Raw genomic sequence first — 25,802 nt, 5'->3', positions numbered from 1 at the left:
GCTACTCCTCTGGCGAAAACTCGAGCAGCACATCCCCTTGGCCGACGGTATCGCCGGCGGCGAAGTGGAAGCGTTCCACCTGGCCGTCGGCGGGGGCGGTGAGGGTGTGTTCCATCTTCATGGCTTCCATGACCATCAGCGGCATGCCTTTCTCTACCTTCTGACCGGCTTCCACCAGCAGCGCCACCACGGTGCCGTGCATGGGGGCGGTGAGGGTCGATTCGACTTCGTGGTGGCCGTGGTCGATGGCGTCGATGCGCTGCCAGAGCAGGCGGGATTCGCCGGCGGGATCGACCATGACGATGATATGACGCTCCCCCTCGCCAACCAGGCGCGCCTGCAGGCGGCGGCGATGGCCGTTGAGGGTTATCGCCACGGCGTCACCTTCCAGCGGCTGCAGGCTGGCGGTGAGGGTCTTGCTGCCGATGGTGAGACACCACGGGTCGGCGTCGCTCTCGCGGCTGCCTTCTACCACGACGGGGCTGGCTGCATCCTGCCGGTCGCACAGGGCGATGCGGATGCCGTGCGGGGCGTTGAGGCGGAAGCCGTCGTGGCGGTCCCAGGGGGAGTCGCTTTCGCGCTCGCGGCCTAATTGGTCCAGGGCGATCAGCGCGGCGCTGGCGTACTCCTCGGTGGCGGGGTGCTCGGCGGCGAACAGGGTGTCGTGGTGGCGCTCGATAAAGCGGGTATCCAGCTCGGCGGCCTTGAACGCTGGGTGGGTGGCCAGACGCTGCAGGAAGGAGCGGTTGGTCACCACGCCCCGTACGTCCAGCGCGGCCAGCGCTCGGTTGAGGGTGGCGAGTGCCTGGTCGCGGTCGTCGCCGTGAACGATCAGCTTGGCCAGCATCGGGTCGTAGTGCATGGAGACGACGTCGCCGCTCTCCACGCCGCTATCCAGGCGCACGCGCGCACGGCCCTTTTCATAAGAGCTAAGGCCGGCGCCTTCGAGGTCCATGGCGAAGCTCGTCAGGGTGCCGGTAGCGGGCAGGAAGTCCTGCGCCGGGTCTTCGGCGTAGAGCCGCGCCTCGAAGCTGTGGCCGGTGATGGTCAGCTCGTCCTGCTGGAGCGGCAGGGCCTCGCACATGGCCACCCGCAGCTGCCACTCGACCAGGTCCTGGCCGGTGATCATCTCGGTGACGGGGTGCTCCACCTGCAGGCGGGTGTTCATCTCCATGAAGAAAAACGCGCCGTTCTGACCTTGTGAAGAGTCCAGCAGGAACTCGACGGTGCCGGCGCCCACGTAGCCGATCTCCTGGGCGGCACGTACCGCGGCCTCGCCCATCTCGCGGCGCAGCTCGGCATTCATGCCCGGGGCGGGGGCTTCCTCGAGCACCTTCTGGTGGCGGCGCTGCACCGAGCAGTCGCGCTCGAACAGGTAGACGCCGTTGCCGTGGCCATCGCAGAACACCTGGACCTCGACGTGGCGGGGCTGGGTCAGGTACTTCTCGATCAGCATGCGGGCATCGCCGAAGGCGGCCTGGGACTCTCGGCGGCAGCCGTCCAGCGCGGCCTGGAAGCCATCGGCCGACTCGACCACGCGCATGCCCTTGCCGCCACCGCCGGCGCTGGCCTTGAGCAGCACCGGGTAGCCGATCTTGTCGGCTTCGCCACGCAGCAGGGCGTCGTCCTGGTCGTGGCCGTGGTAGCCCGGCACCAGCGGTACGCCGGCGTTGGCCATACGCGCCTTGGCGGCGGACTTGTCGCCCATGGCGGCAATCGCCGCGGCGGGCGGGCCGACGAAGACGATGCCGGCGGCGTCCAGCGCTTCGACGAAGGCGCCGTTCTCGGAGAGGAAGCCGTAGCCGGGGTGAATGGCGCCGGCGCCGCTGCGCTGGGCGGCCTCCACCACTGCCTCGACGTTGAGGTAGCTGTCGCGTGCGGCGGCGGGGCCGATGCGTATGGCCTCGTCGGCTTCGCGCACGTGGCGGGCGTTGGCATCGGCATCCGAGTAGACGGCCACGGTGCGCAGGCCCATGCGGCGTGCGGTGCGCATCACGCGGCAGGCGATCTCGCCGCGGTTGGCCACCAGTAGGGTATCGAAGCGGTTGGCGGTCATGGGGTGTCGTCCTGTGGCGGGCGCCAGCGCGGGGCGCGCTTGTCGAAGAAGCTGGCCAGGCCCTCCTGGCCTTCGTCGCTTACGCGCAGCTCGCTGATCACGCGGCAGCTGTGCTCGCGGGTGGCATCGCTGTCGGGCTCCCGGGCGACCTCGGCGAGCAGCGCCTTGGTGGCGCGCTGGGCCTGGGGTGAGCCGGCCAGCAGCGTCGCGAGCATGGTCTCGATCTCGTCATCCAGGTCATCGTGGCCCACCACCTGGTGAACCAGACCGAGCCCAAGGCCGGTGGCGGCGTCGATCTCCTCGGCGCTGAGCGCGAAGCGGCGCATCTGGCGGGGGCCGATGGCGCGCTGCACATAGGGGCTGATGACTGCCGGAGCAAGGCCGATCCTGACCTCGGAGAGGCAGAAGCGGGCTTTTTCGGAGGCGATGACGATATCGCAGCAGGCGGCCAGGCCCACGGCGCCGCCGAAGGCGGCCCCCTGCACCCGGCACACGCTGGGGCAGGGCAGGGTGTCGAGGCGCTGCATCATCTCGGCGAGCCTGCGCGAGTCACTCAGGTTGGCCTCGAGGTCATACTCGACCATGCGCTTCATCCAGTTCAGGTCGGCGCCGGCGGAGAAGTGCTTGCCTTCGGAGCCCAGCACCACTGCGCGGACGTCGCCGCGCTCGGCGGCGGCGTGGAGTTCGGCGAGGTGTTCGTTGAGCTCGGCGATCAGGCTGTCGTCGAAGGCGTTGTGCACCTCGGGGCGGTTCAGCGTCAGCCGGGCGACGCCGCGTTCGTCGGTATGTAGCTCGCAGAGTGTCGTCGTTGCCATGGTGAAATCTCCCTCCTGTGCCTCGGCGCTACATCCTGAAAACACCAAATTTGGTGTCGTCTATCTCGGCATTCATGGCGGCGGCGAGCGCGAGGCCCAGCACGTCGCGGGTCTGGGCCGGGTCGATCACGCCGTCGTCCCATAGTCGCGCGCTGGCGTAGTAGGGGTGGCCCTGGTGCTCGTACTGCTCGCGGGTGGGGGCCTTGAAGGCTTCTTCGTCTTCGGCGCTCCACTCGCGGCCGTCGCGCTCGTGCTGCTCGCGCTTGACCTGGGCCAGCACGCCGGCAGCTTGTTCCCCACCCATCACCGAGATGCGCGCGTTGGGCCACATAAACAGCAGGTTGGGCTCGAAGGCGCGGCCGCACATGCCGTAGTTGCCGGCGCCGAAGCTGCCGCCGATCAGCACGGTGAACTTGGGCACCCGGGCGCAGGCCACGGCGGTGACCAGCTTGGCGCCGTGCTTGGCGATGCCTTCGTGTTCGTACTTGGAGCCGACCATGAAGCCGGTGATGTTCTGCAGGAACAGCAGCGGGATCTTGCGCTGGGCGCAGAGCTCGATAAAGTGCGCGCCCTTGACCGCCGACTCGGAGAACAGCACGCCGTTATTGGCGACGATGCCCACCGGGTGGCCGTGGATATGCGCAAAGCCGGTGACCAGGGTGTCGCCGTAGTAGCGCTTGAACTCGTCGAAATCGGAGTCGTCGACGATGCGTCCGATCACCTCGCGCACGTCGAAGGGCTTCTTGAGGTCGGTGCCGACGATGCCGTAGAGCTCGGCGGGGTCGAGCCGCGGCGGCTTGGGAGGCTGCATGGCGAGCCGTCCGCGCTTCTGCCAGTTGAGCCGCGACACACAGGCGCGGGCCAGCTGCAGGGCGTGGGCGTCGTTTTCGGCGTAGTGGTCGGCCACGCCGCTGAGCTTGGCGTGGACGTCGGCGCCGCCCAGCGCCTCGGCGCTGATGCTCTCGCCGGTGGCGGCCTTCACCAGTGGCGGGCCGCCGAGGAAGATGGTGCCCTGTTCGCGGACGATGACCGACTCGTCGGCCATGGCCGGCACGTAGGCGCCGCCGGCGGTGCAGGAGCCCATCACCACGGCGATCTGCGGGATACCCTCGGCGGAGAGGGTGGCCTGGTTATAGAAGATGCGCCCGAAGTGGTCGCGGTCGGGGAATACCTCGTCCTGGCTCGGCAGGTAGGCGCCGCCGGAGTCGACCAGATAAATACACGGCAGGCGATGCTTGCGGGCGATCTCCTGGGCGCGGATGTGTTTCTTCACCGTAAGTGGGTAATACGTGCCGCCCTTGACCGTAGCGTCGTTGGCGACGATCACGCACTCGACCCCGGAGATGCGGCCGATGCCGGTGACGATGCTGGCGGCGGGTACCGCATCGCCGTAGACCTCATGGGCAGCCAGCGCCGAGAACTCGAGAAACGTTGAGCCCTCGTCGAGCAGGTGGTCGATGCGGTCGCGCACGAACAGCTTGCCGCGGCCCTCATGCCGGGTGCGGGCCTTATCGCCGCCGCCCCGGCGGATCGCCGTGGTCAGCTCGCGCAACTGGGCCACCTCGGCGCGCATCGCCGCCTCGTTGGCCTGGAACAGCTCGCTGCGCGGGTTGATCTGGGTCGTCAGAATGGCCATGTGCCTCCCCCTACCGTGACTCTGCGAAGATCTCGCGGCCGATCAACATGCGGCGTATCTCACTGGTCCCGGCGCCGATCTCGTAGAGCTTGGCGTCGCGCAGCAGGCGCCCGGTGGGGTAGTCGTTGATATAGCCGTTGCCTCCTAGCAGCTGGATGGCGTCCAGCGCCAGCTGGGTGGCCTTCTCGGCGCAGTAGAGGATCACCCCGGCGGCGTCCTTGCGAGACACCTTGCCGCGGTCGCAGGCGCCGGCCACGGCGTAGAGGTAGGCGCGGCAGGCGTTGAGGGTGGTGGCCATGTCGGCGACCTTGCCCTGCACCAGTTGGAACTCGCCGATCGCCTGGCCGAACTGCTTGCGCTCGTGGATATAGGGCACCACCACGTCCATGGCGGCCTGCATGATGCCGATGGGCCCGGCGGCGAGCACGGTGCGCTCGTAGTCCAGGCCGCTCATCAGCACCCGCGCGCCCTTGTTCACTTCGCCCAACACGTTCTCGGCGGGCACCTTACACTCCTGGAACACCAGCTCGCAGGTGTTGGAGCCGCGCATGCCGAGCTTGTCGAGCTTCTGGGCCGTCGAGAAGCCGGCAAACCCCTTCTCGATTAGAAAGGCAGTGATGCCCTTGGCGCCGGCGTTGGGGTCGGTCTTGGCGTAGACCACCAGCACGTCGGCGTCGGGGCCGTTGGTGATCCACATCTTGCTGCCGTTGAGCACGTACGTGCCGCCGCGCTTGTCGGCGCGCAGCTGCATGGAGACCACGTCTGAGCCGGCGCCGGTCTCCGACATCGCCAAGGCGCCGACGTGCTCGCCGCTGATCAGCTTGGGCAGGTACTTGGCCTTCTGTTCGGCCGAGCCGTTGAGGGCGATCTGGTTGACGCAGAGGTTGGAGTGGGCGCCAAACGACAGCGCCACCGAGGCGCTGGCCCGGGAGATCTCCTCCATGGCGATGCAGTGGGCGAGGTAGCCCATGCCGCTGCCGCCATCCTCGTCCGGCACGGTGATGCCGAGCAGGCCCATGTCGCCGAACTTGCGCCACAGGTCGGACGGGAAGTCGTTGCTGGCGTCGATCTCGGCGGCGCGCGGGGCGATCTCGTCACGGGCGAAGGCGTTGACCTGGTCGCGCAGCATGTTGAGCTCGTCGGCGAGGCCGAAGTCGAGGGGCGTATAGGCGCTGTGCATGGTGGGCTCCGTCGCGGTCGATATACCCACCAATCTAGCGCTAGTTGACGTTAACGTAAAGTGCCGGCAGCTCGTCGCGCCCGCCCACCGATCATCCCAGCCAGACGCTGAGCTGATGGTAGAGCGGAATGCCCACGATCACGTTCAGCGGGAAGGTGAAGCCCAGCGCGGCGAGCATCGCCAGGCCGATATTGGCCTCAGGAATGGCGGTGCGCATGGCCGCCGGTGCAGCGATATAGGAGGCGCTGGCGGCAAGCGCAGTGAGGATCATCAGCGAGCCGGTGGGCAGGCCCAGCATCAGGCCGACGCCCAGGCCGGCCATGGCCAACACGAACGGCGCTACCAGGGCGAAGGTGAGCAGCCGCCAGTGGAACCAGGGGATGGGGCGCAGGGTCTCGGCGGCGGTCAGGCCCATCTGCAGCAGGAACAGCGCCAGCACCGCATGAAAAGCGCCGGTGAACAGCTCGGTGACGTTGGCGCCCTGCATGGGGCCATACATGGCGCCGATCACCGCGCCACCTGCCAGCAGGATCACCCCGCGGTTGGTCAGGGTCTCATGCCAGATGCCCTGCAACGCTTCGCTGGAATTCTTGCCGGAATACCGGCGGTACAGGGCGATGGCGACCATGATCGCCGGCAGTTCCATCATCACCAGGTAGAGGGTGACTTCGGCGCCGATCGGCAGGCCGCGACCCTCGGCGAAGGCCAGTGCCACGGCGAAGGTGCCGGCACTCACCGAGCCGTAGTGGGCGGCGATGCTGGCGCTATCCGCTGGCGACAGCCGCACCAGGCGCCGCAGCACCGGCATCAGTACCAGCGGAATCAGCGCACCCAGGGCGGCGACCGCCAACAGTTCGGGCACCAGCGACCAGCCGAGGTTGCCGTACAGCGCCATGCCGCCTTTGAGGCCGATGGTCAGCATCAGCAGCAGGCTCAGGGTGTCGTAGGCGGCCTTGGGGATGGACAGGTCGGACTTCACCACGCCGGCCAGCAGGCCAAGCAGGAAGAACATCACCACGATATCGGGCATCAGGGCATCTCGCGCTGGTTAGAGTGGGTAGTGTAGAAGTGCCGCGCATTCTGCTCAGGTCCGGCCATTGCGACCAATAAAGAATTAGGTGATCTTGTATAGATATTTATCTATAGGAAGCCCCAATGAACATTCGCCATCTGACCTTTCGCCTGCTGCAGGTGTATGCCGCGGTGGTGGCCAGCGGCACCGTGAGCGAGGCGGCGCGGCGCCTTCATCTTACCCAGCCGACGGTCTCGATGCAGCTCAAGCGGCTCGGTGAGGCGGTGGGCGAGCCGCTGCTGGAGAGCCGCCACGGGCGCCTGTTTCCCACCGAGGCGGGCAGCGAGCTGTACCGCGCCAGCCGCGAGGTGCTGGGGCGCTTCGACGACTTCGACGACTACCTCTCGGCGCTGCGCGGCGGCGAGCGTGGGCGTTTCTCGATTGCCCTGGTCAACACCGCCCAGTACGTGCTGCCGCGGCTGCTGGGGCCGCACAGCCGTGCCTTTCCCGAGGTCGAGGTGACCGTGCATATCGGCAACCGCCGCCAGATGCTGACGCGCTTCGAGCGCCAGGAAGACGACCTCTACGTGTTCAGTCACCCGCCGTCGCTGGCCCACGCCCGGGCCGGGCGCTTCCTGCGCAATCCGCTGGTGGCGGTGGCGCCACACGGCCATCCGCTGGCGGCACGCGAGCGTATCGACATGAGCGAGCTGCTGGGCGAGCGCATGCTGCTGCGCGAGCCGGGCTCGGCGACGCGCATGCTGTTCGAGAGCTGGCTGCAGGAGCAGGGGCTGACGCTGGGGCCGACGCTGCAGATGGCCAGTAACGAGGCGATCCGCGTCGGCGTGGCGGCGGGCATGGGGCTTGCAGTGCTCTCCGAGCATGTGCTGCCGCCGGAGCACCCGGATATCGTCATCCTGCCGGTGACGGGCCTGCCCATCGAGAGCCACTGGCAGTTCATCGTGCGCAGCGACCGGCGGCTCTCTCACGCGGCCCTGGGCTTTTTGCGCTTCGCCGCCGGCCACCTGGACGAGTGCGTCGAGCCGCGCTTCTTGAGCAATGAACTCGAGGGATTGCTTAGCGGGTTGAACTAAAGTCTAAAGGCGTGCATAATGCTGGAAATTGTTTCCACAAACTGCAGGAGGCGGTCTTCAGAGACCGTAATGACCTATGGCAACACGTCTTTTTTCAGCACTCCGTAATCTTCTGGTACCGAATCGCCTTGACGCCAACAGCGCCGATGCCCCGACGGTTACCGAACGCTTTCCGACCATCTGGGATCTTCCGCTGCGTACCAAGCTGGCAAAGGGCGATCGCGCGGTAGGCTGATGGCGCGTTAGCACGCTGGCCAAGCATTGCGCGAGTACCGGCAACAAGGGGCCCATGCCTAATGGCATGGGCCCCTTGTCATTTGTTGGCGCGGCGTCGCGGCAGATCGGCGAGTGCTAGCCAGGCGCCTGGCACAAGCCTCGGCGGCTCAAGGGTGCGCGGCGTTGGGAAAGAACAGCGGCTCACCGTCGATGGCGTAGCCGGCAATCGCCGCCTGGCCGTCGTCCGACACCAGCCACCGGTGCCACTGCTCGGCGAGGTCGTGCTTGAGATGCGGGTGGCGGTCGCGGTCCAGCAGCAGGCTGCCGTACTGGTTGAACAGGGCTTCGTCGCCCGCGAACAGGACGGCGAGATCCTGGCGGTTGTCGAAGGCCAGCCAGGTGGCGCGGTCGGCGAACACGTAGGCGTCCATCGCCGCCGCGGTATTGAGGGTCGCGCCCATGCCGCTACCCAGCTCGCGGTACCAGCCGCCGGCGGTATCGATACCGGCGTCTGCCCAGAAACGCTGCTCGGCACGGTGGGTGCCGCTGTCGTCGCCGCGGGAGGTGAAGGGTGTGCCGCTGGCGGCGATGCGCGCAAAGGCGTCCAGGGCATCGTCGGCCTCGGCGATGCCGGCCGGGTCGCTACTCGGCCCGATCAGCACGAAGTCGTTGACCATCACGTCGCGGCGCTCGCTGGCATAGCCGTCGGCGACGAACCGCTCCTCGTCCCCGGTATCGTGAACCAGCAGGCTGTCGGCGTCGCCGCGGCGGGCGATCTCGAAGGCCTGGCCGGTGCCCACCGCGACCACGCGCACGTCGATACCGGTCGCCTCGCGAAACTGCGGCACGATAGCGGCGAACAGCCCCGACTGCTCGGTGGAGGTGGTCGAGGCGAGGGTGATAAAGCGCTCTTCAGCGACGGCGAGTGGCGCCGAGAGGGCGATGCCGAGGGCGAGTATCGTGAGGCGCTGGCGACGTGGCATGGGAGCTCCTTGTTGTCATGGTGGCGCTGTTCTCGCGGCGCTGCTTGCCAGCTACCAGGGCAGCTCGCCGCGCACGAAGGCGGCGGCTTCGCCGCTCTGGGGCGTATCGAAGAAGCGCTCGGCGGGACTGTGCTCGAGCAGCCGTCCGGCGTTGAGGAACACCACGTCGTCGGCCAGGCGGCGCGCCTGGTTGAGGTCGTGGGTGGTCATCACGATCTTGGTGCCGCGATGGTGGAACTGGTTTACCGCTTCCTCGACGGCGCGAATCGCCGCGGGGTCGAGGGCCGCGGTGGGTTCGTCGAGGAACAGGATATCGGGATCCAGCAGCCAGGCCCGGGCCAGCGCCAGGCGCTGCTGTTCGCCGCCGGACAGCACCCGCGCCGGGCGCAGGGCGAGCGGGGCCAGGCCAAAGCGTTCCAGCGCCGCCTGGGCGCGGGGCTTGCGCTGACGCCGCGGGCAGCCGCGGATCGCCAGCACATAGGTGAGGTTGGCAAGTGCACTGCGGCGTAGCAGCACCGGGCGCTGGAAGACCATGGCTTGGCGCAACGCCAGCGCCGGGCTCAGCGGCTGGCCGTTCCAGCGGATCTGCCCGGCGCTGGGTGTCAGCAGGCCGTGGCAAAGACGCATCAGCAGGCTCTTGCCGGCGCCGTTGGGCCCCATGATCAGGGTGCGGCCGGCGCCCAGGGTCAGGGTGATGTCGCCCAGCAGGCGCTGGCCGCGATGGCTGAAGCCCACTCCCTCGAGGGTCAGCGGCAGCAGCGGCACGGCCACTGCCTGGGGCAGGTGGGGCTGGCTCAAGTCGCTCATCCCATCTGCCTCCTGGTGCGCTCGCCGAGCAGGTGGGCGGCGCCGTTGACGCAGGCCACCAGCAGCAGCAGCACCAGGCCCAGGCCGAGCGCCAGCGCCAGGTTGCCGCGGTTGGTCTCCAGCGCGATCGCGGTGGTCATCACCCGGGTCACGCCGTCGATATTGCCGCCCACGATCAGCACCGCGCCGACCTCGGCACTGGCACGGCCGAAGCCGGCCAGTACCACCGTGGTGAGGGCCACCCGGGCATCCCACAGTAGGGTCGGCATCATGCGTGCGCGGCCCAGGCCGAAGGAGGTCAGCTGCTCGCGGTACTCGCCGAGCAGCGCCTCGATATGCTGGCGGGCCAGGGCGGCAACGATGGGCAGTACCAGCACCGTCTGGGCGATGACCATGGCGGTGGGTGTGAACAGCAGACCCAACTGGCCGAGTGGCCCGGCTCGCGACAGCATCAGGTAGACCATCAGGCCGGCGACCACCGGCGGCAGCCCCATGAAGGCGTTGAGCATCACCACTACCATGCCGCGACCCGGAAAGGCCCATAGCGCCAGCGCCGCGCCCAGCGGCAGGCCGATCAGCGCGGCGATCAGGACGGCGCTCAGCGACACTTGCAGCGACAGCCTGACGATATCCATCAGCGCCGGGTCGAGGGTGAGAATCAAGCTCAGCGCGGTAGTAAAGGCGTTGTCGGCAGTTGGCATGACAGGCTCCAGGCAAGTCGCTGCATGATGTGCCGTTATGCCGCTGCATGCATCCTGTGCTGTAATCAGTGCAGTCTTATGCAGCCAAATGCCACTCTTAACGCTCGAAAGGCCTGCCATGACCGCTCATGCCTACCTCACCACCCGCGAGGCCGCCGACTACCTGCGCCTCAAGGAGCGCAAGCTCTACGACCTGGTGCGCCAGGAACTCATCCCCTGCACCCGGGTGACCGGCAAGCTGCTGTTCCCGCGCCAGGCGCTGGACCTGTGGCTGATGAACCATCTGGAGGGCGACCAGCGCAGCCGCGAGCCGCTGGCGGCGATCCTCGCCGGCAGTCAGGATCCGCTGCTGGAGTGGGCGGTGCGCGAGTCGGGCTCGCAGCTGGCCACGCTGTGCCACGGCAGCGGCGACGGCGTGCGCAGGCTGCTGGCGGGTGAGGCGCTGGTCGCCGGTGTGCATCTGCTCGACCCGGAGAGCGGGCGCTACAACGATCCCCCGTCGCTGGGGCTGGGCGGCATGCGCGACCTGGTGGCGATCCGCTGGGCGCGGCGCCGCCAGGGGCTGATGCTGGCCCCCGGTAATCCGCTGGGGATTGCCGGGCTCGCCGACCTGGCCCGGCCGCGGCTGGTGCTGGCCCACCGCCAGCCGGATGCCGGTGCCGAGCGGCTGCTGACGCTGCTGCTGGCGCGGGCCGGCATGGACCTGGAAGCGCTGTCGCTAAGCCCTGACGTGGCCCTGAGCGAGGATGACCTGGCGCTGGCGGTGCGCCGCGGCGATGCCGATGCGGGGCTCGGCGTCGAGGCATCGGCCCGCCGGCATGGGCTCGATTTCATCGGCCTGCACGACGAGTGCTTCGATCTGCTGATGCGCCGCCGCAGCTACTTCGAGGCGCCGCTGCAGCGCCTGATGCGTTTCGCCCGCGAGCCGCGCTGCCGGGACTGGGCGGCGCGGGCCGGGGGCTACGATCTCAGCGAGCAGGGCGAGGTGGTATATAACGCCTAGCGCTTAACGCCTCCGGGCGAGTGCCCTCAGAATGACCCGACCAGGGTGCCCACCGTGATCAGCAGCACCAGCGAGATGATCGGAATCAATACCGCGACCACTGCAATATCCAGATAGGCCTGGCGGTGCGTGAGGCCGCAGATCGACAGCAGCGTGATCACCGCGCCGTTATGCGGCAGGGCATCCAGCCCACCGGTAGCCACCGCCGTGACACGGTGCATTAGCTCAGGGGCGATGCCGGCGGCCTGACCCATGGCCAGGTAGGTGTCGCCAAGCGTGGCCAGGGCGATGCTCATGCCGCCGGAGGCCGAGCCGGTCATTCCTGCCAGCAGGTTGACGGCGATGGCTAGCGAAATCAGCGGGTTGTCGCCGCCAGCCGAGGTCACCCACAGGCTGATCGCGTCGAAGGCCGCCAGCGAGGCGATCACCGAGCCAAAGCCGACCAGGCTGGCGGTATTGAAGATCGGGAGTAGCGAGGCGTTGGCGCCGCTGTCGAGGGTGGTAGTGAGGGCATTGAGGCGTTTACGGTTGGCCACGATGATGACCACGATGGCGATCACCAGCGCGGCGATCACCGACCACACGCCGCGTACCGACTCGATGCTGGTGGCGCCGTAGACCGGCTCGGCGAGATACCCGGTATCCATGGCCGGGATCACCACTGCCGTGAACAGCAGGTTGAGGGCGATGACCAGCACGATGGGCAGAAGTGCCAGCATCAAGGGCGGCAGGTCGCGCCCCTGAGGGGTAGGCGTGACCTCGACGAGATCGAAGCCTTCTCCGGCAGCGTGCTCGCGCAGGTGTTCGAGTTGGGGTGCCTCGCCCTGGTGGTTGCCGTAACCTTCGCCAGCGACCCGTGCCTGACCCGCCCGATGGTTTAACCAGGCCTGTCCCAGCCCCAGCATCACCAGCCCGGTAAGAATGCCGAGCCCCGGCGCGGCAAACGGCGAGGTGCCGAAGTAGGGCATTGGGATGGCGTTCTGAATGGCCGGGGTGCCCGGCAGCGCCGTCATGGTGAAAGTGAAAGCCCCCAAGGCAATGGTGCCGGGGATCAGCCGCTTGGGCAGGTCGGCCTTGCGGAATAGCGCCGCGGCGATGGGGTAGACCGCGAAGGCCACCACGAACAGCGAGACGCCGCCGTAGGTCATTACCGCACAGGAGAGCACTACCGCCAGAATGGCACGGCTGTCGCCTAAGCGCTCAACCAGCGTGCTGGCCAGCACTTCCGCGCTGCCGGAATCCTCCATCAGCTTGCCGAAGACTGCGCCGAGCAGGAACAGTGGGAAGAAGCGCACGATGAAATCGCCGGCGGCGCCCATGAAGACCTGGGTGTAGCTGGCCAACAGCGGGGTGTCCACCGATACCAGTGCTACCAGCGCAGCCAGCACCGGGGCCAGGATCAACAGGCTGAGTCCGCGGTAGGCTAGATACATCAACAGCAGCAGCGCTATGGCGATCGCCAGGATACCGGTCATTACGCTTTCTCGTCGTCATTCCCCTTGGCGGGGGCATCCGTGGCTGAGATAGGGCGAAAGGTGTCGGGGAACAGCGCATCCAGGTCAAAGGACGAGCGTTCACCGAGGGCCGAGAAGTTCTCATCCAGCCAGCGCTCGGCCCAGGCGCGCCCTTGGCCGTGCAGGCGGGTCAGAAAGTCCCATTCGGCGTTCATCTTGCTCGAGGCGCTGAGGGTCTCGATGTCGTGTTCGGCATGTATCAGATGCAGGCGCATCGCCCGGTAACTCTCCAGCTCCAGTCCTTCGGCTTCGATCAGGCGGTGCAGGAGTTGAATGCTGCGCAGCTCCTTGATCAGGCTGGAGTTGAAGGTGACTTCGTTGATCCGGTTGAGAATATCCCGGGCGCTGTCCGGTAGTTTCTTGCGCACCAGCGGATTGATCTGCACCACCACCAGGTCACGACAGCCCTGGTCATCGACCAGCGGGTAGAGCGCGGGGTTGCCGCTGTAGCCGCCATCCCAATAAGCCTCGCCGTCGATCTCCACGGCGGGAAACATGAACGGCAGGCAGGCCGAGGCCATCACGGTGTCGACGCTCAGCTCGGGCTGGCGAAATATCTTTGCCTGGCCGGTGCGCACATTGGTGGCGGTGACGAACACCTTGACCTTGCGACACGCATTGACCCGTTCGAAATCGACCGTCTCGAGCACAAGGTCGCGCAGCGGATTGACGCCCATGGGGTTGAGCTTGGCCGGCGCAATCAGTTGGGTAAGGCTTTCGAAGAACAGATAGCTCGGTGAATTGTCGAGGCTGTAATTACCCATCAGCCGGTCCCAGGGCGTGCGCTGAATCGGCGAGAAACGCGCCGCATCGCTGACCGCTTTCCAGAAGTCGTGCAAGGCTGCCCGAGCGCCGTCGCGGCCCCCCTTATGCAGCCCGTCGGCCAGCACCACGGCATTCATGGCCCCGGCGCTGGTACCGCTGATGCCGTCGATTTCCAGCCGCTCATCTTCCAGCAGGCGATCCAGCACCCCCCAGGTCAAGGCGCCGTGGGAGCCGCCGCCCTGCAGGGCCAGATCGATACGCTTCTTGTCGTCCTTCGCCATAACTGCTCCATTTATTGGTATGCGTGCTGCAGTGCAGTGTAGGCGTCTCGACGCTGGATGTCGCTTAACGGGGTCAGCCAGCCGTCAGGGCCTGCTCGAGTATCGCCAGTTGGCCGGGTTTGAGGGCGTTCTCCACCGCGGTGACGCGCAGCACGTGGCCCAGCGCCGGGTCGGCGGGGCGGGCGATCAGTTTGCCGGCCTCGAGCATCTCGCGATGCACGCGTTCGGCGAGCTCGGCGCTGGGCAGGCGCAGGCCGACGAAGTTGGTGGCGCTGGGCAGCACGTCGGCGCCCAGCGCGCGGAAGTGCTCGCTGAGCCGCTCGCGGCGCTCGCGCACCGCCCGCACGTGAGCGTCGCTCTCATGGGGGGCGTCGAGCACCACTTCGGCGGCGGCCTGGGTCAGCGTCGACACCGCATAGTGAATCCTGACCTTCATCATCACCGCCAGGGTCTCGGCCTCGGCGATGGCGTAGCCGACCCGCAGTCCGGCCAGGCCGTGGGCCTTGGACAGGGTGCGCAGGCGAATCACCCCGGGCAGCACGCGGCGGCCGAACTCGCCGTCGGCGTCCTCGCGGAAGTCGTGGTAGGCCTCGTCGAGCAGCAGCCAGCAGTCGTCGGGAAGGGCCGCACGCAGCGACAGGATGGCGTCGTCATCGTGCAGGTGGCCGCTGGGGTTGTCGGGATTGGCGAGATACACCAGCCGTGCCTGATGGTCGTGGGCGGCGCGGGCCAGGGCGTCGAGGTCCGGCGCCAGGCGGCCGGGGCCTTCGTCGTAGGCGACCTCCACCAGTTGGCAGCCCTGGCCGCGGGCAAAGTAGCCGAAGGTGGGGTAGGTGCCGGCGGTGGCCACCACACACTCGCCGAACACCACGGTGGCGCGCAGCGCCAGTGCGATCAGGCTGTCGGCGCCGGCGTCGACCAGCATGGCGTCCAGCGCAATCCCCTTCTGCTCGGCCAGCCGCTGGCGGATGCCCAGCGCCTCGGCGTCGCCGTAGCTGTAGACGTGCTCGGCCATGGCGTCGCCGAAGTGCTCGCGCAGCGCGCGGTGGGGCATGTCGAGGCCCTCGTTGGAGCCCAACTGGTCGGGGATCTCGCGTCCCAGGCGGCGCTCCAGCACGCGTACGCCGGGAAAGGGGTTGTGGGGGCCGTCGCCCCGCAGATGTTTCGGAAATGTCGGCATCGGGGCCTCCCTGAAGAAATGGTGTCCCGCGGGACGGCGGCAATGTGGTTCATGCTGCGTCACGGCCGTGCAGCATGACAATGGCGACGGCGGAGAGCGTCAACAGCAACGCCACCAGGATCCTCGGCGTCAGCGGCTCGCCCAGCAGCAGCACGGCACTGGAGACGCCCACCGTGGGAATGATCAAGGTGCTGATGGTGGATTGCGCCACGCTCAGCCGTTTGACGTTTATGAACCACAGTATCTGCGCCAGGCAGATAGAGAACAGCAGATGATAGCCCAGGGCCAGCCAGGTGCTGAGTTGCCAGCTGGCCGGTGGGGGCGGCGACTCCAGCGCCAGCATCAGCACGATCATCGGCACCGCGCAGAGGGCGAACTGCCAGCCGGTGATCACCACGACGTGACTCTGCCAGCTGCCGCGCTTCGCGATCAGTACCGTGCCGAGTGCCCAGGAGAGCGCCGCCCCGAGCATGATCAGCGGTCCTGTCAGGCCGTTCAGGCCCCCGGCCATGGCCGCCGGGCCGAGCAGCAGAAGCAGGCCCGCCTGGCCACAGGCCAGCCCCCACCCTTGGCGACGTGTGACGCGCTGGCCAAGCAGCCACCAGGCCAGCAGCAGCGCCCAGCAGGGCATGCTGAAGGCGATGATGGCCGCCTGGGAGGTCGGCATCCGCAGCTGGCCGAAGGCCGTGGCCAGGTTGAAACCGAGGATGGTGAACAGCCCCGTGGCGGCAAGCCACGGCCATTCGGTCGCCGCTACTCTCAACGGCAGGCGTCGCCAGCGCGCCCAGGCCAGTAGCACGATGGCGCCGCTGGCAAACCCGATGGCGCGCAGGGTAAAGGGTGGGAGATCCATCAGGATAAAGCGCACCGCCGGCCAGTTGCCTCCCCAGAACAGGCCAATGGCCGCGATCAACAGGGCGGAGGCGAGACGTGGCGATGCTTTCAAGCGGGCGCGGGCCAGGGCCAGGCTCATCTGCGGGTATCCGTCAGCACCTTGTGGCGGTTGAGCAGCCCGTGGGGGTCCAGGGCCTGCTTGAGGGTGCCCATCAGCGCAATCTCGTCAGGGGTCCGCGAAAGGTGCAGGTAGTCGCGCTTCTCGAGGCCGATGCCGTGCTCAGCGGAGACCGAGCCGCCGAGCGCGGCCAGGGGCGCGTAGACGTGCTGCTCCACGGCACGCCGGGTAGCCGGGTCCTGGCTGCCGACGCCCACCGACAGGTGCAGGTTGCCGTCGCCGAGGTGGCCGAAGGTGACCACGCGGCCGGCCGGCCAGTCGCGGTGGATCGCCGCCTCGACGTTGCTGACATAGCCCTCCATCGCGGCGATTGGCAGGCTGACGTCGAAGGTGAACAGCGGCGAGAGACCCTGGATCAGCCCCTCGATGTCCTCGCGGATGGCCCATAGCCCCTGGCGCTGTGCGTCGGAGTGGGCCAGCACCGCATCGCCGATCAGCTCCTGCTCGAGGGCCGTTTCCAGGGCCTGGGCGAACTGCGCGGCGTGGCTCTCGGCGTCGCTGCCCAGCGATTCCACCAGGGCATAGAAGGGCGCATCCGCGGCCAGCGGCGGCGCATGGCGCTGGCTCTCTACCGTCAGCAGCCGGTAGTGGCTCTGCCACATTGCCTCGAAGGCGGCGAGGCTGCCGCCCAGCGCGCGTCCGAGGTGGCCGAGCAGGCCGGTCAGCGCGGAAAAGCTCGGGCAGGCGACCAGTGCGGTCTGCACCGCCGGCGTCGGCGGCTGCAGGCGCAGCACGGCACGCGTGACGATGCCCAGGGTGCCCTCGCTGCCGATAAACAGCTGCTTGAGGTCGTAGCCGGCGTTGTTCTTGAGCATGTGGTTCATCGAGCTGACCACGCTGCCGTCGGCGAGTACCGCCTCCAGCCCCAGCACCTGCTGGCGCATCATGCCGTAGCGGATCACGCGGATGCCGCCGGCGTTGGTGGCGATATTGCCGCCGATGGTACAGCTGCCGCGGGCGCCGAGGTCGAGGGCAAACTGCAGGCCGGCCTGTTCGGCGGCCTCCTGCACCCGCTGCAGCGGCGCGCCGGCCTCTACGGTGAGCGTCGCGCCCACCGGGTCGAGGGCCTCGATGGCGGCCATCCGCTCCAGCGAGACGACCAGCTCATCGTCGCCGGCCTCGGCGCCGTGTACCAGCCCGGTCAGGCCGCCGTGGGTGACCACCGGCTGGCGGGCGGAGTGGCAGGCGCGCATCACCGCGGCGACGTCTTCGGTGCTGGCCGGGCGCACGATGGCCGCCGCCCGGCAGGGGGCGCCGGTCATCCAGTCCACGGCGCGAGCGGTGACCGCCTCGCCGGTCAGCACATGGGCGTCTCCGACGATGGCGGCGATCTCCTTGAGCAGGGCATCCATCCGTTGCCGGCTCTCCTGGTCAGGCATCGGCGAGCTCCTGCTCGCGGCCGGGGATGGCGTTCAGCAGCTCGCGGGTATAGGCCTCCTGAGGCGCCAGGAACACATCCCGCGCCGATCCCTGCTCGACGATGCGGCCGTGCTGCATGACGATGATGCGGTCGCAGATCTGCGCCGCCACCCGCAGGTCGTGGGTGATGAACAGCAGCGACAGCGAGAGTTTCTGCTTGAGTTCCTCGAGCAGTGCCAGGATCTGGGCCTGGATCGAGACGTCCAGCGCCGAGACCGCCTCGTCGGCGACGATCAGCTCGGGCTCCATGGCCAGGGCACGGGCGATGCCGATACGTTGCCGCTGGCCGCCGGAAAACTCGTGGGGGTAGCGGTCGTCGGTGCCCTCGAGCCCCACCAGTGCCAGCAGCTCCTTGGCCTTGGCGAAGGCCTGGGTCTTGCTCATGCCGTTGGCCATGGGCCCCTGGGCGATGGCGTAGCCGACCCGGTGGCGCGGATTGAGTGAGGCGTAGGGGTCCTGGAAGATCATCTGCACGCGGTGGCGCTCGCGGCGCAGCGCCTCGCCCTGGAGATGCATGAAGTCGGTGCCGGAGAGGCTCAGGGTGCCGCTATCCGGACGCTCCAGACGCACCACGCAGCGCCCCAGGGTCGACTTGCCGGAGCCCGATTCGCCGACGATACCGATGGTTTCGCCCTTGGTCATGCGGAAGGAGACGTCCTGCAGGGCACGCACCTCGCGGGCCGGCTTGAACAGCCCGCCCTTGGAGCGGAAGACCTTGTCGAGCCCCACCACCTCGAGCAGCGGGGTGTCGGTCTCGGCGCCGCGCGCCTCGGGGATGATGTCGCTGGGAATCGCCTCGATCAGCGCCCGGGTGTAGTCGTGGGAGGGGTGCTTGAGCACCGCCTCGGCCTCGCCGAGCTCGACGATGCGGCCGTGACGCATCACGCAGACCCGGTTGGCGATCTCGGCGACGACCCCGAAGTCGTGGGTGATGAACATCACCGCCATGTCGCGGCGGCGCTGCAGATCGCGGATCAGGTCGAGGATCTGGGCCTGGGTGGTGACGTCGAGCGCGGTGGTCGGTTCGTCGGCGATCAGCAGTTCCGGCTCCAGGGCCAACGCCATGGCGATCATCACCCGCTGGCGCTGGCCGCCGGAGAGCTGGAAGGGGTAGGCGCGAATCGCCTTTTCGGGGTCCGGGATGCCGACCTCGGTGAGCAGCGCCAGGGCCTTCTTCTGGCGCTCCCGCCCGTTGAACTGGCCGTGGGCCTCGAAGACTTCGGCGATCTGGGCGCCGACCCGCATCAGCGGATTGAGGGCGGTCATCGGCTCCTGGAAGATCATGCCGATGCGTAGCCCGCGCAGCGTGCGGTGCTGCTTTTCGGAGAGCGTGAGCAGGTCCTGGCCGTCGAACAGCGCCTCGCCGCCGCTGGCGTAGACGCCCTTGGGCAGCAGGCCCATCACCGCGTTGGCGGCCATCGACTTGCCGGAGCCGGATTCGCCCACCACGCACAGGATCTCGCCGCGAAACACGTCGTAGCTGACGTCTTCGACGGCCAGGGCGCGGTCGGCGCCCTTGGGCAGCGCGATGTTGAGGTGGCGCAGGCTGAGCAGGGCTGTTTGGCTATCGGTCATGGCGGTTTCCCCTCAGGAGCGCTCGCGGGCGAGTTTCGGGTTCAAGGCGTCATCGAGGCCTTCGCCCACCAGGTTGAGGGCCAGCACGGTGAGCAGGATCGCCACCCCGGGGAAGAAGCTCAGCCACCAGGCCTGGCGGATCACGGTGCGCGCCGCGCCGATCATGTAGCCCCACGACATCACGTTGGGATCCCCCAGCCCCAGGAAGGAGAGCGCGGACTCCAGCAGGATGGCGGTGGCCACCATCAGCGAGGCCAGCACGATGATCGGCGACAGGGTGTTGGGCAGGATCTGGCGCAGGATGATGGTGCGGTTGGTCTGGCCCACCAGGCGCGCCGCCTCGACGTACTCGCGGTTGCGCAGCGACATGAACTCGGCGCGCACCAGACGCGCCACCGGCGGCCAGCTGACCAGCGCAATGGCCAGCACGATCGACATCACGCTGGGCTGCATGATCGCCACCAGCACGATGGCCAGGGCGAAGTTGGGAATGGTCTGGAAGAACTCGGTGAAGCGCATCAGGGCATCGTCGATCAGCCCACCGTAGTAGCCGGCCACGGCGCCCAGCGGCACGCCGATCAGCAGCGCCACCAGGGTCGAGACCAGGCCGATCAGCAGCGATACCCAGGCGCCGTGCATCAGTCCCGCGGCCACGTTGCGGCCCATGGTATCGGTGCCCAGTGGAAAGCCGTCGACCTCCATGGGCGGCAGGAAGGGGCGCTGCACCATGCGCCAGGGCGACTCGGGAAACAGCAGTGGCGCCAGGATCGCCATCAGGACGATGCCGAGCAGGATGATCAGCCCGATCAGGGCGCCGCGGTTCTGGGCGAAGCGAGCGAAGAAACTCATGAGCGCTCCTTGATGCGCGGGTCGGCCAGGCGGTAGACCAGGTCGGTGATGATGTTGAACACGATCACCAGCGCCGCCGAGAAGAAGAAGATCCCCAGCAGCAGGTTGTAGTCGCGCTGCTGCAGCGCCTCGTACATCAGGCGGCCGATGCCGGGCCAGGCGAACACCGTCTCGGTGAGGATGGCACCGCCGACCATCTGCCCGGCCTGCAGGCCGGCCAGGGTGATGATCGGCAGCAGCGCGTTGCGCAGGATGTGCCGTCGCTGGATGACGCTGTTCTTGAGTCCCTTGGCGCGGGCGGTCTTGACGAAGTCCTGCTGGCTCGCCTCGAGCATCGAGGCGCGGGTCATGCGGGTATAGATGGCCATGAAGAACAGCGCCAGGGTAGTGGCCGGCAGGATCAGATGCTTGGCCACATCGAGCACCAGCGCCAGGCCGGTATGACCGGCACCCACGGTGTACATGCCGTAGGCGGGCAGCCAGTCGAGGTAGACCGAGAACAGCACCACCGACATCAGCGCCACCCAGAACAGCGGGGTGGCGTAGAACAGCAGCGCCAGGGCCATGATCAGCGAGCCGGAGGGCTTCTTGGCCCGCGCCGCGGCCAGGGACCCGGCGAAGATGCCCATGACCAGGGCCAGCACGAAGGCGGTGCCGGTCAGCAGCAGGGTGGCGGGCATGCGCGCCATGATCAGGTCGAGCACCGGCACGCCCTGACGGTAGGAGTAGCCGAAATCGAGCATGGCGATGCCCGACACATAGCGCCACAGCTGCACGTAGAGCGGCTGGTCGAGGCCGAAGCGTTCGCGCAGCTGGCGCAGGAAGGCTTCATCGGTGGCGCCGGCCTCGCCGGCCAGGATGGCGGCCGGGTCGCCGGGCGCCATCTGGATCAGGAAGAAGTTGAAGATGATGATCATGAACAGCACGACCACGGCCTTCAACAGCCGCATCAGGATCAAGCGGACATAGAGCATGGGAGGGTCTCTGCAAGCGAGGAGGCGGCCCGCAGGCCGCCTCGATCAGGGGTCAGCGGTCCAGCCAAGCGTCCTTGAAGCCGTCGTTGACGCCGACGCCGGAGGTCACCAGGTTCTTGACGTCGCAGCGGTAGAGGGTCGGGAAGCCGAGCTCCATCAACCAGCCCACCGGCACGTCCTCGTGGAGAATCTCCTGAACCTCGCGGTAGAGCGACTCGCGCTCTTCATCCGGGAAGGCCGTGGCCGCCTCGTTGAACAGCTCGTCGACGCGCTCGTTCTCGTAGCCGCCGACGTTGTTCCACGGCGAGCCGCGCTCGATATTGCTGGAGAGGTAGGTGCGCGAGATGCCCAGCGCCGGATCACCGTACTGATAGAGGAAGGTGAAGGCGAGGTCGTAATCCCAGTCGCCCAGACGCTGGTTCCAGCCGCCGACGTCGGTGGACTGGGTGCGCACGTTGATGCCCACTTCGCGCAGGTTCTGCTGCACCGCTTCGGCCCAGCGTGTCCAGGTTTCGCCGTAGGGCAGCGGCAGCAGGCGTACCTCCTCGCCGTCGTAACCCATCTCGTCGAGCAGCTCGCGGGCACGATCGGGGTTGTGGTCGTAGGGCTCCAGGCCGTCGTGCTGGAAGCGCGCGTTGGAGCCGAACGACGACAGCGGCACGTTGCCGAGTTCGTTCCACAGCACGTCGCGGGCGAATTCGCGATCCATGGCGTACATCACCGCCTGGCGGAAGCGCTTGTCTTCGGTGGGGCCTTCGCGGTTGTTCATCCACAGCATGGCGAAGGGGCTGAAGTACTCGTGGCCCTCTTCGGTCATGCAGGTGTTGTCGAGCTCGGCGAGACGCGGAATATCGAAGTTCTCGACGGTGCCGTTGGGCAGCACGTCGACGGTGCCGTTCTCGTAGGCCACGGCGCGTGAGGCGCCGTCGGGAATCACGTGCCAGTTGATGCCGTCGAGGTAGGGCAGGTCGTCGACGTAGTAGTCGTCGTTGCGGACCAGCTCGATCACCGTGCCGCGGTCCCAGTTCTCGAACTTGAAGGGGCCGGTACCGATGGGATGGTCGTTGTGCTCGTTGTCGCGGAAGTCGGTGCCCTCGTAGAGGTGCTTGGGCACCATGGTGAAGGTACCGGCCTCGAAGGAGAGCAGGAAGGGCCCGAACGGCTGCTTGAGGGTAAACACCACGGTGTGGTCGCCGTCGGCCTCGATGCTCTCGATGTGATCGAGCACTGCGCGGGCGCTGGGGTTGAGGTCGCGGTGGAAGACGTCGGCGGAGAACACCACGTCCTCGGCGGTGAACGGCTCGCCGTCGTGCCAGGTCACCCCCTCGCGCAGTTGGAAGGTCCATACCAGGCCGTCGTCATCGACGTCCCAGGATTCCGCCAGCTGCGGGCGTGGCTCGAGGTCGGTGGAGTAGCTGAGCAAGCCTTCATAGATGTTGCCGGCGACCTTGCGGGTCGGGTCGTTCTGGATCATGCCCAGCACCAGGCCGGGCGGTTCGGGCTGGATGATGGTGTTGAGCGTGCCGCCGTGGCGGGGCTCATCGGCATGCGCACTGGAGAGGGTGAACGCCGCGGCGGCAATGGCCAGGGCCAGAGGAGTCTTCATAGGTTGCGTCCCTTGTTGTTGTGTTGGACTTGGTACGTCGTTTCTGTTGCTACGTCGATGGCAAATCATCGGGTCGCCTTTGAACATAGCAACGCCTTCTCAAGCTGTCGACAGTCGGTGGTCGACATGGTGTGTTGATTGGCCATACTGTAAAAAGATTAGCGCCACTAGCGCCTGGAGTAGGACGATTTCGATGCATGCCGATCCCCCCCCCGCTGCGCCGCGGCTGCAGCAGACCAACCTGGTCGAGCAGGTGGCCGACTACCTCACCGAGGCGATCATCGCGCGCCACTTTGCCCCCGGGGTGCGGCTCTCGGAGGTGCAGCTGTCCCGTGACCTCGGCGTGAGCCGCGCGCCGGTGCGCGAGGCGGCGCGGCTACTGGAGAGCCGTGGCCTGCTGATATCGCGGCCGCGCAAGGGCTTCTTCGTACGCGAACTCAATGGCGATGACCTGGCCGATGTCTTCGACCTGCGGCTGTGCTACGAACGCCACGCCTTCGAGCTGCTGGCGTCACGCTTCGACGAGGCCGACCACGCCACTCTGTCGCGGCAGGTCGAGACGATGTGTGCGCTGGCCAAGGGCAGCGACGATGGCTGCAAGATCGAGGCCGACCTGCGCTTTCATCGGCTGGTGTTCGAGATGGCCGGCAATCGCCGCCTGCTCAAGGCCTTCGATGACCTGTCCCACGAGCTGCGGCTGTGCATGGCGCTGATCGAGCGCACCCACGCCGAGCCCGAGCGCATCGCCGCCAACCACTGGCCGCTGATCGAGGCCCTGGCCAGCGGCGAAGCGAGGCGCTGCCGGGAGGCGGTGGACTACCATATCGGGGTGGCACGAGACTATGTGATTCAAGGGCTTGGCGCCGGCCCCGACGCCGGGCGCTCGGTGGCCGTGTCTGATGCAACAGGCGAGGAGGGGTGATGCTGAGCGATCAGGAGCAGCGGGTATTGGCAGCGTGCGATGCCTGCTTCGAGGAGACCCTGGCCCTGACCGAGACCCTGGTGCGTGAATATAGCGTGCTGGGCCAGGAGCAGGGCGTGTTGACGGCAATGGAAGCGGCGCTGACGCGGCTCGAGCTGCCGGTGGAGCGGGTGGCGATGGATGACCCTAGCCTGCTGTCGCATCCGCGCTATGCGCCGGTGGCGTGGTCCGGGGCCGGGCGCTACTGCCTGGTGTCGGCGCTCAACCGCGACGCTGCGGGGCGGCATCTGGTGTTCAACGGCCATCTCGACGTGGTGCCGGCGGAGCCCATTGATACCTGGACGCGGCCGCCCTGGGAGCCGTGGCGCCAGGATGGCTGGCTGTATGGGCGCGGCGCCGGCGACATGAAAGCGGGAGTGGCCGCCATGATCATGGCGGTCGCCGCGGTGCGCCGGGCCGGGGTGGCGATCGAGACGCCGCTGACGCTGCAGACCGTGATCGAGGAGGAGTGCAGCGGCAACGGCGCGCTGGCCTGCGTCACTGCCGGCCACGGCGGCGATTTCGTGCTGATCCCGGAGCCCTTCGGCCCGCGCCTCTACAACGGCCAGACCGGCGTGCTGCGCTTCCGGATTCGCGTCGATGGCGAGCCGGCCCACGTGCTCGATGCCGCCGCCGGCAGCGATGCCATCGAGACCATGCAGCGGCTGATCCCGGCGCTCAGGGCCTTCGAGGAGGAACTCAACGCCGAGCGCGAGCGGCCCTACGACGCCTACGAGCACCCCTTCAATCTCAACATCGGCCGCTTCGACGGCGGTAACTGGGCCTCCAGCGTGCCCGCTCATGCGGAAATCGAGGGGCGCATCGGGTTTGCGCCGGGGGTGGCGCCTGAGCAGATCATGCAGCGCTTCGAGGCCTGCGTGGCCCGCGCGCATCGCGACCTGGCACTGCCGGGCAGCGTCCCCCACGTCGAGTTTCACGGCTTTCGCTCGCCGGGGCACCTGGTCGACCTCGATGCGCCGGGGATCGAGTTGCTCGGCGAATGCCACCGAGCCCTGAGCGGCGGCGAGCCCGAACACTACCTTTCCACCTGCATCACTGACCTGTGCGCCTTCCACGTGGCGGGCGGCGTACCCGGCACCTGCTACGGGCCGGTGGCGGAGCGCATCCACGGCATCGATGAGCGGGTCGACATCGAGTCGATCCGCCATACCCTCAAGGCCTACGCGCTGTTCCTATGCCGCTGGCAGAACACTCCAGGCTAACCTGGCGGCTTAGCGGGCCGGCATCGGATAGCGGCGGTCGGCCTTGCCGGCCTTGACCACCTGCCCTGGGGTATCGTGGCCGATCAGCCCAGGCAGGCTGGCAGAGACCTTGAGCAGGGCGTCCAGGTCGACCCCGGTGGAGACGCCCATCTCCTCGAACATGTGCACCAGGTCCTCGCTGCAGACGTTGCCGGTGGCGCCGGGGGCGTAGGGGCAGCCGCCGAGCCCGCCGAGCGAGGCGTCGAAGCGGGTGATGCCCGCCTGCCAGGCCGCCATGGCGTTGGCCAGGCCCATGCCGCGGGTATTGTGGAAGTGCAGCGTGAAGGGCGTCTCCGGGAAGCGCGCGAGCACGGCCTCGCACAGCCGCCTGACCTGGGCCGGGTTGGCCATGCCGGTGGTGTCGCACAGGCTCACGCCCTGCACGCCGAGGGCCAGCTGTCGCTCCACCAGGTCGAGCACCCGCGCCTCGGGCACCTCGCCCTCGAAGGGGCAGCCGAAGCTGGTGGAGAGCGAGGCGTTGATGAAGACCTCGCGCCCCTGAGGGTGAGCGCGTACGGCTTCGACAATGGCTGCGAACTGCTCGAGAGACTGCGCCGGCGTCATGCGCAGGTTGGCCAGGCCGTGGGATTCGCTCGCCGACATCACCAGATTGACCTCGTCGACGCTGCAGGCCAGCGCCCGCTCGGCGCCCTTGACGTTGGGTACCAGCACGGTGATGCCGACGCCCGGGCGGCGCTGGATGGCGGTCACCACCTCGGCGGCATCGCGCAGCTGGGGGATGGCCTTGGGCGAGACGAAGCTGCTCGCCTCGATGCGCGCCAGGCCGGTGGCGGAGAGGGCGTCGATCAGGCGTATCTTGTCCACGGTGGGCACGAACTCGGCTTCGATCTGCAGGCCGTCGCGGGGTGCCACCTCGTTGATCTGTAGTGAAGGCATGGGC

General features: G+C 67.8%; 22 protein-coding genes. 4 read left to right on the top strand and 18 right to left on the bottom strand.

The features are described 5' to 3' along the window. Window position 1: 1 nt before the first annotated feature. From BWR19_11135 to BWR19_11115, 5 genes are all read right to left on the bottom strand, one after another. Window positions 2-2,056 (bottom strand): 3-methylcrotonyl-CoA carboxylase, encoded by a 2,055-nt coding sequence (locus BWR19_11135; protein APX93439.1) that lies wholly within the window; start codon window positions 2,054-2,056, stop codon window positions 2-4. Next, window positions 2,053-2,871: an enoyl-CoA hydratase gene (locus tag BWR19_11130; GenBank protein ID APX93438.1), complete on the bottom strand. Its 819-nt coding sequence runs from the start codon at window positions 2,869-2,871 to the stop codon at window positions 2,053-2,055. The genes BWR19_11135 and BWR19_11130 overlap by 4 nt, the downstream gene beginning before the upstream one ends. Before the next feature lie 28 nt (window positions 2,872-2,899). Beyond that, a complete protein-coding gene (locus BWR19_11125; GenBank protein ID APX93437.1) occupies window positions 2,900-4,507 on the bottom strand; it encodes a methylcrotonoyl-CoA carboxylase in 1,608 nt (535 codons plus the stop codon). Window positions 4,508-4,517: 10 nt separating this feature from the next. Further along, entirely contained in the window at window positions 4,518-5,687 is a 1,170-nt protein-coding gene (locus tag BWR19_11120; protein ID APX93436.1) for an acyl-CoA dehydrogenase, read from the bottom strand. A gap of 91 nt (window positions 5,688-5,778) precedes the next feature. After that, window positions 5,779-6,717 (bottom strand): sodium-dependent bicarbonate transport family permease, encoded by a 939-nt coding sequence (locus BWR19_11115; GenBank protein APX93435.1) that lies wholly within the window; start codon window positions 6,715-6,717, stop codon window positions 5,779-5,781. A gap of 125 nt (window positions 6,718-6,842) precedes the next feature. On the opposite strand from BWR19_11115, the gene BWR19_11110 reads away from it, so the two are divergent. Continuing rightward, window positions 6,843-7,793 (top strand): LysR family transcriptional regulator, encoded by a 951-nt coding sequence (locus BWR19_11110; GenBank protein ID APX93434.1) that lies wholly within the window; start codon window positions 6,843-6,845, stop codon window positions 7,791-7,793. A gap of 383 nt (window positions 7,794-8,176) precedes the next feature. Here BWR19_11110 and BWR19_11105 read toward each other — a convergent pair whose 3' ends face one another. From BWR19_11105 to BWR19_11095, 3 genes are read right to left on the bottom strand one after another with little or no spacing between them, the layout of a single operon-like run. Then, complete coding sequence (locus BWR19_11105) at window positions 8,177-8,992, bottom strand: sulfate transporter (GenBank protein ID APX93433.1); 816 nt, start codon at window positions 8,990-8,992, stop codon at window positions 8,177-8,179. A 51-nt stretch (window positions 8,993-9,043) separates the two neighbouring features. Next, window positions 9,044-9,799 carry an ABC transporter ATP-binding protein gene (locus BWR19_11100; GenBank protein ID APX93432.1) on the bottom strand — a complete coding sequence of 252 codons (756 nt, stop codon included), beginning with the start codon at window positions 9,797-9,799 and terminating at the stop codon, window positions 9,044-9,046. Beyond that, window positions 9,796-10,500, bottom strand: a complete 705-nt coding sequence (locus BWR19_11095) for an ABC transporter permease (GenBank protein APX93431.1) — start codon at window positions 10,498-10,500, stop codon at window positions 9,796-9,798. Before BWR19_11095 ends, BWR19_11100 begins: the two co-directional genes overlap by 4 nt. A 118-nt stretch (window positions 10,501-10,618) precedes the next feature. Here BWR19_11095 and BWR19_11090 point away from each other — a divergent pair, with 118 nt between their 5' ends. Continuing rightward, window positions 10,619-11,503: a DNA-binding protein gene (locus tag BWR19_11090; GenBank protein APX93430.1), complete on the top strand. Its 885-nt coding sequence runs from the start codon at window positions 10,619-10,621 to the stop codon at window positions 11,501-11,503. Between the two features lie 26 nt (window positions 11,504-11,529). On the opposite strand, the gene BWR19_11085 is transcribed toward BWR19_11090, so the two are convergent. The 9 genes from BWR19_11085 to BWR19_11045 form a co-directional block, all read right to left on the bottom strand. Next, window positions 11,530-12,978 (bottom strand): transporter, encoded by a 1,449-nt coding sequence (locus BWR19_11085; protein ID APX93429.1) that lies wholly within the window; start codon window positions 12,976-12,978, stop codon window positions 11,530-11,532. After that, window positions 12,978-14,063: a patatin gene (locus tag BWR19_11080; protein APX93428.1), complete on the bottom strand. Its 1,086-nt coding sequence runs from the start codon at window positions 14,061-14,063 to the stop codon at window positions 12,978-12,980. Before BWR19_11080 ends, BWR19_11085 begins: the two co-directional genes overlap by 1 nt. A gap of 73 nt (window positions 14,064-14,136) precedes the next feature. Further along, a complete protein-coding gene (locus BWR19_11075) occupies window positions 14,137-15,243 on the bottom strand; it encodes an aminotransferase (GenBank protein ID APX93427.1) in 1,107 nt (368 codons plus the stop codon). 49 nt (window positions 15,244-15,292) lie between these two features. Further along, window positions 15,293-16,216 (bottom strand): EamA family transporter, encoded by a 924-nt coding sequence (locus tag BWR19_11070; GenBank protein APX93426.1) that lies wholly within the window; start codon window positions 16,214-16,216, stop codon window positions 15,293-15,295. Next, window positions 16,213-17,607, bottom strand: a complete 1,395-nt coding sequence (locus BWR19_11065; protein ID APX93425.1) for an FAD-binding oxidoreductase — start codon at window positions 17,605-17,607, stop codon at window positions 16,213-16,215. Before BWR19_11065 ends, BWR19_11070 begins: the two co-directional genes overlap by 4 nt. A gap of 19 nt (window positions 17,608-17,626) precedes the next feature. Next, on the bottom strand, window positions 17,627-19,249 hold the full coding sequence (locus tag BWR19_11060) for a microcin ABC transporter ATP-binding protein (protein ID APX93424.1): 1,623 nt from the start codon (window positions 19,247-19,249) through the stop codon (window positions 17,627-17,629). 12 nt (window positions 19,250-19,261) lie between these two features. After that, window positions 19,262-20,098 (bottom strand): ABC transporter permease, encoded by an 837-nt coding sequence (locus BWR19_11055; protein APX93423.1) that lies wholly within the window; start codon window positions 20,096-20,098, stop codon window positions 19,262-19,264. Then, window positions 20,095-21,072 carry an ABC transporter permease gene (locus BWR19_11050; GenBank protein ID APX93422.1) on the bottom strand — a complete coding sequence of 326 codons (978 nt, stop codon included), beginning with the start codon at window positions 21,070-21,072 and terminating at the stop codon, window positions 20,095-20,097. The genes BWR19_11055 and BWR19_11050 overlap by 4 nt, the downstream gene beginning before the upstream one ends. 52 nt (window positions 21,073-21,124) lie before the next feature. Continuing rightward, window positions 21,125-22,678, bottom strand: coding sequence for a peptide ABC transporter substrate-binding protein (locus BWR19_11045; protein ID APX93421.1), 1,554 nt, complete (start codon window positions 22,676-22,678; stop codon window positions 21,125-21,127). Between the two features lie 193 nt (window positions 22,679-22,871). On the opposite strand from BWR19_11045, the gene BWR19_11040 reads away from it, so the two are divergent. Further along, the gene (locus BWR19_11040) at window positions 22,872-23,600 is read left to right on the top strand and encodes a GntR family transcriptional regulator (GenBank protein ID APX93420.1); all 729 of its coding nucleotides are present in this window, start codon (window positions 22,872-22,874) and stop codon (window positions 23,598-23,600) included. Further along, complete coding sequence (locus tag BWR19_11035) at window positions 23,600-24,862, top strand: acetylornithine deacetylase (GenBank protein APX93419.1); 1,263 nt, start codon at window positions 23,600-23,602, stop codon at window positions 24,860-24,862. The genes BWR19_11040 and BWR19_11035 overlap by 1 nt, the downstream gene beginning before the upstream one ends. Before the next feature lie 9 nt (window positions 24,863-24,871). Here BWR19_11035 and BWR19_11030 read toward each other — a convergent pair whose 3' ends face one another. Then, window positions 24,872-25,798 (bottom strand): hydroxymethylglutaryl-CoA lyase, encoded by a 927-nt coding sequence (locus BWR19_11030; GenBank protein ID APX93418.1) that lies wholly within the window; start codon window positions 25,796-25,798, stop codon window positions 24,872-24,874. Window positions 25,799-25,802: the final 4 nt, after the last annotated feature.

Source organism: Halomonas sp. 1513, assembly GCA_001971685.1.
GTDB lineage: Bacteria > Pseudomonadota > Gammaproteobacteria > Pseudomonadales > Halomonadaceae > Franzmannia.
This window is presented reverse-complemented; position numbering and strand designations above follow the sequence as displayed.

What these genes read in the sequence shown, in the direction of transcription:
- BWR19_11135 (APX93439.1), bottom strand. Translation starts at nt 2,056, where the DNA reads ATGACCGCCAACCGCTTCGATACCCTACTGGTGGCCAACCGCGGCGAG.
- BWR19_11130 (APX93438.1), bottom strand. Translation starts at nt 2,871, where the DNA reads ATGGCAACGACGACACTCTGCGAGCTACATACCGACGAACGCGGCGTC.
- BWR19_11125 (APX93437.1), bottom strand. Translation starts at nt 4,507, where the DNA reads ATGGCCATTCTGACGACCCAGATCAACCCGCGCAGCGAGCTGTTCCAG.
- BWR19_11120 (APX93436.1), bottom strand. Translation starts at nt 5,687, where the DNA reads ATGCACAGCGCCTATACGCCCCTCGACTTCGGCCTCGCCGACGAGCTC.
- BWR19_11115 (APX93435.1), bottom strand. Translation starts at nt 6,717, where the DNA reads ATGCCCGATATCGTGGTGATGTTCTTCCTGCTTGGCCTGCTGGCCGGC.
- BWR19_11110 (APX93434.1), top strand. Translation starts at nt 6,843, where the DNA reads ATGAACATTCGCCATCTGACCTTTCGCCTGCTGCAGGTGTATGCCGCG.
- BWR19_11105 (APX93433.1), bottom strand. Translation starts at nt 8,992, where the DNA reads ATGCCACGTCGCCAGCGCCTCACGATACTCGCCCTCGGCATCGCCCTC.
- BWR19_11100 (APX93432.1), bottom strand. Translation starts at nt 9,799, where the DNA reads ATGAGCGACTTGAGCCAGCCCCACCTGCCCCAGGCAGTGGCCGTGCCG.
- BWR19_11095 (APX93431.1), bottom strand. Translation starts at nt 10,500, where the DNA reads ATGCCAACTGCCGACAACGCCTTTACTACCGCGCTGAGCTTGATTCTC.
- BWR19_11090 (APX93430.1), top strand. Translation starts at nt 10,619, where the DNA reads ATGACCGCTCATGCCTACCTCACCACCCGCGAGGCCGCCGACTACCTG.
- BWR19_11085 (APX93429.1), bottom strand. Translation starts at nt 12,978, where the DNA reads ATGACCGGTATCCTGGCGATCGCCATAGCGCTGCTGCTGTTGATGTAT.
- BWR19_11080 (APX93428.1), bottom strand. Translation starts at nt 14,063, where the DNA reads ATGGCGAAGGACGACAAGAAGCGTATCGATCTGGCCCTGCAGGGCGGC.
- BWR19_11075 (APX93427.1), bottom strand. Translation starts at nt 15,243, where the DNA reads ATGCCGACATTTCCGAAACATCTGCGGGGCGACGGCCCCCACAACCCC.
- BWR19_11070 (APX93426.1), bottom strand. Translation starts at nt 16,216, where the DNA reads ATGAGCCTGGCCCTGGCCCGCGCCCGCTTGAAAGCATCGCCACGTCTC.
- BWR19_11065 (APX93425.1), bottom strand. Translation starts at nt 17,607, where the DNA reads ATGGATGCCCTGCTCAAGGAGATCGCCGCCATCGTCGGAGACGCCCAT.
- BWR19_11060 (APX93424.1), bottom strand. Translation starts at nt 19,249, where the DNA reads ATGACCGATAGCCAAACAGCCCTGCTCAGCCTGCGCCACCTCAACATC.
- BWR19_11055 (APX93423.1), bottom strand. Translation starts at nt 20,098, where the DNA reads ATGAGTTTCTTCGCTCGCTTCGCCCAGAACCGCGGCGCCCTGATCGGG.
- BWR19_11050 (APX93422.1), bottom strand. Translation starts at nt 21,072, where the DNA reads ATGCTCTATGTCCGCTTGATCCTGATGCGGCTGTTGAAGGCCGTGGTC.
- BWR19_11045 (APX93421.1), bottom strand. Translation starts at nt 22,678, where the DNA reads ATGAAGACTCCTCTGGCCCTGGCCATTGCCGCCGCGGCGTTCACCCTC.
- BWR19_11040 (APX93420.1), top strand. Translation starts at nt 22,872, where the DNA reads ATGCATGCCGATCCCCCCCCCGCTGCGCCGCGGCTGCAGCAGACCAAC.
- BWR19_11035 (APX93419.1), top strand. Translation starts at nt 23,600, where the DNA reads ATGCTGAGCGATCAGGAGCAGCGGGTATTGGCAGCGTGCGATGCCTGC.
- BWR19_11030 (APX93418.1), bottom strand. Translation starts at nt 25,798, where the DNA reads ATGCCTTCACTACAGATCAACGAGGTGGCACCCCGCGACGGCCTGCAG.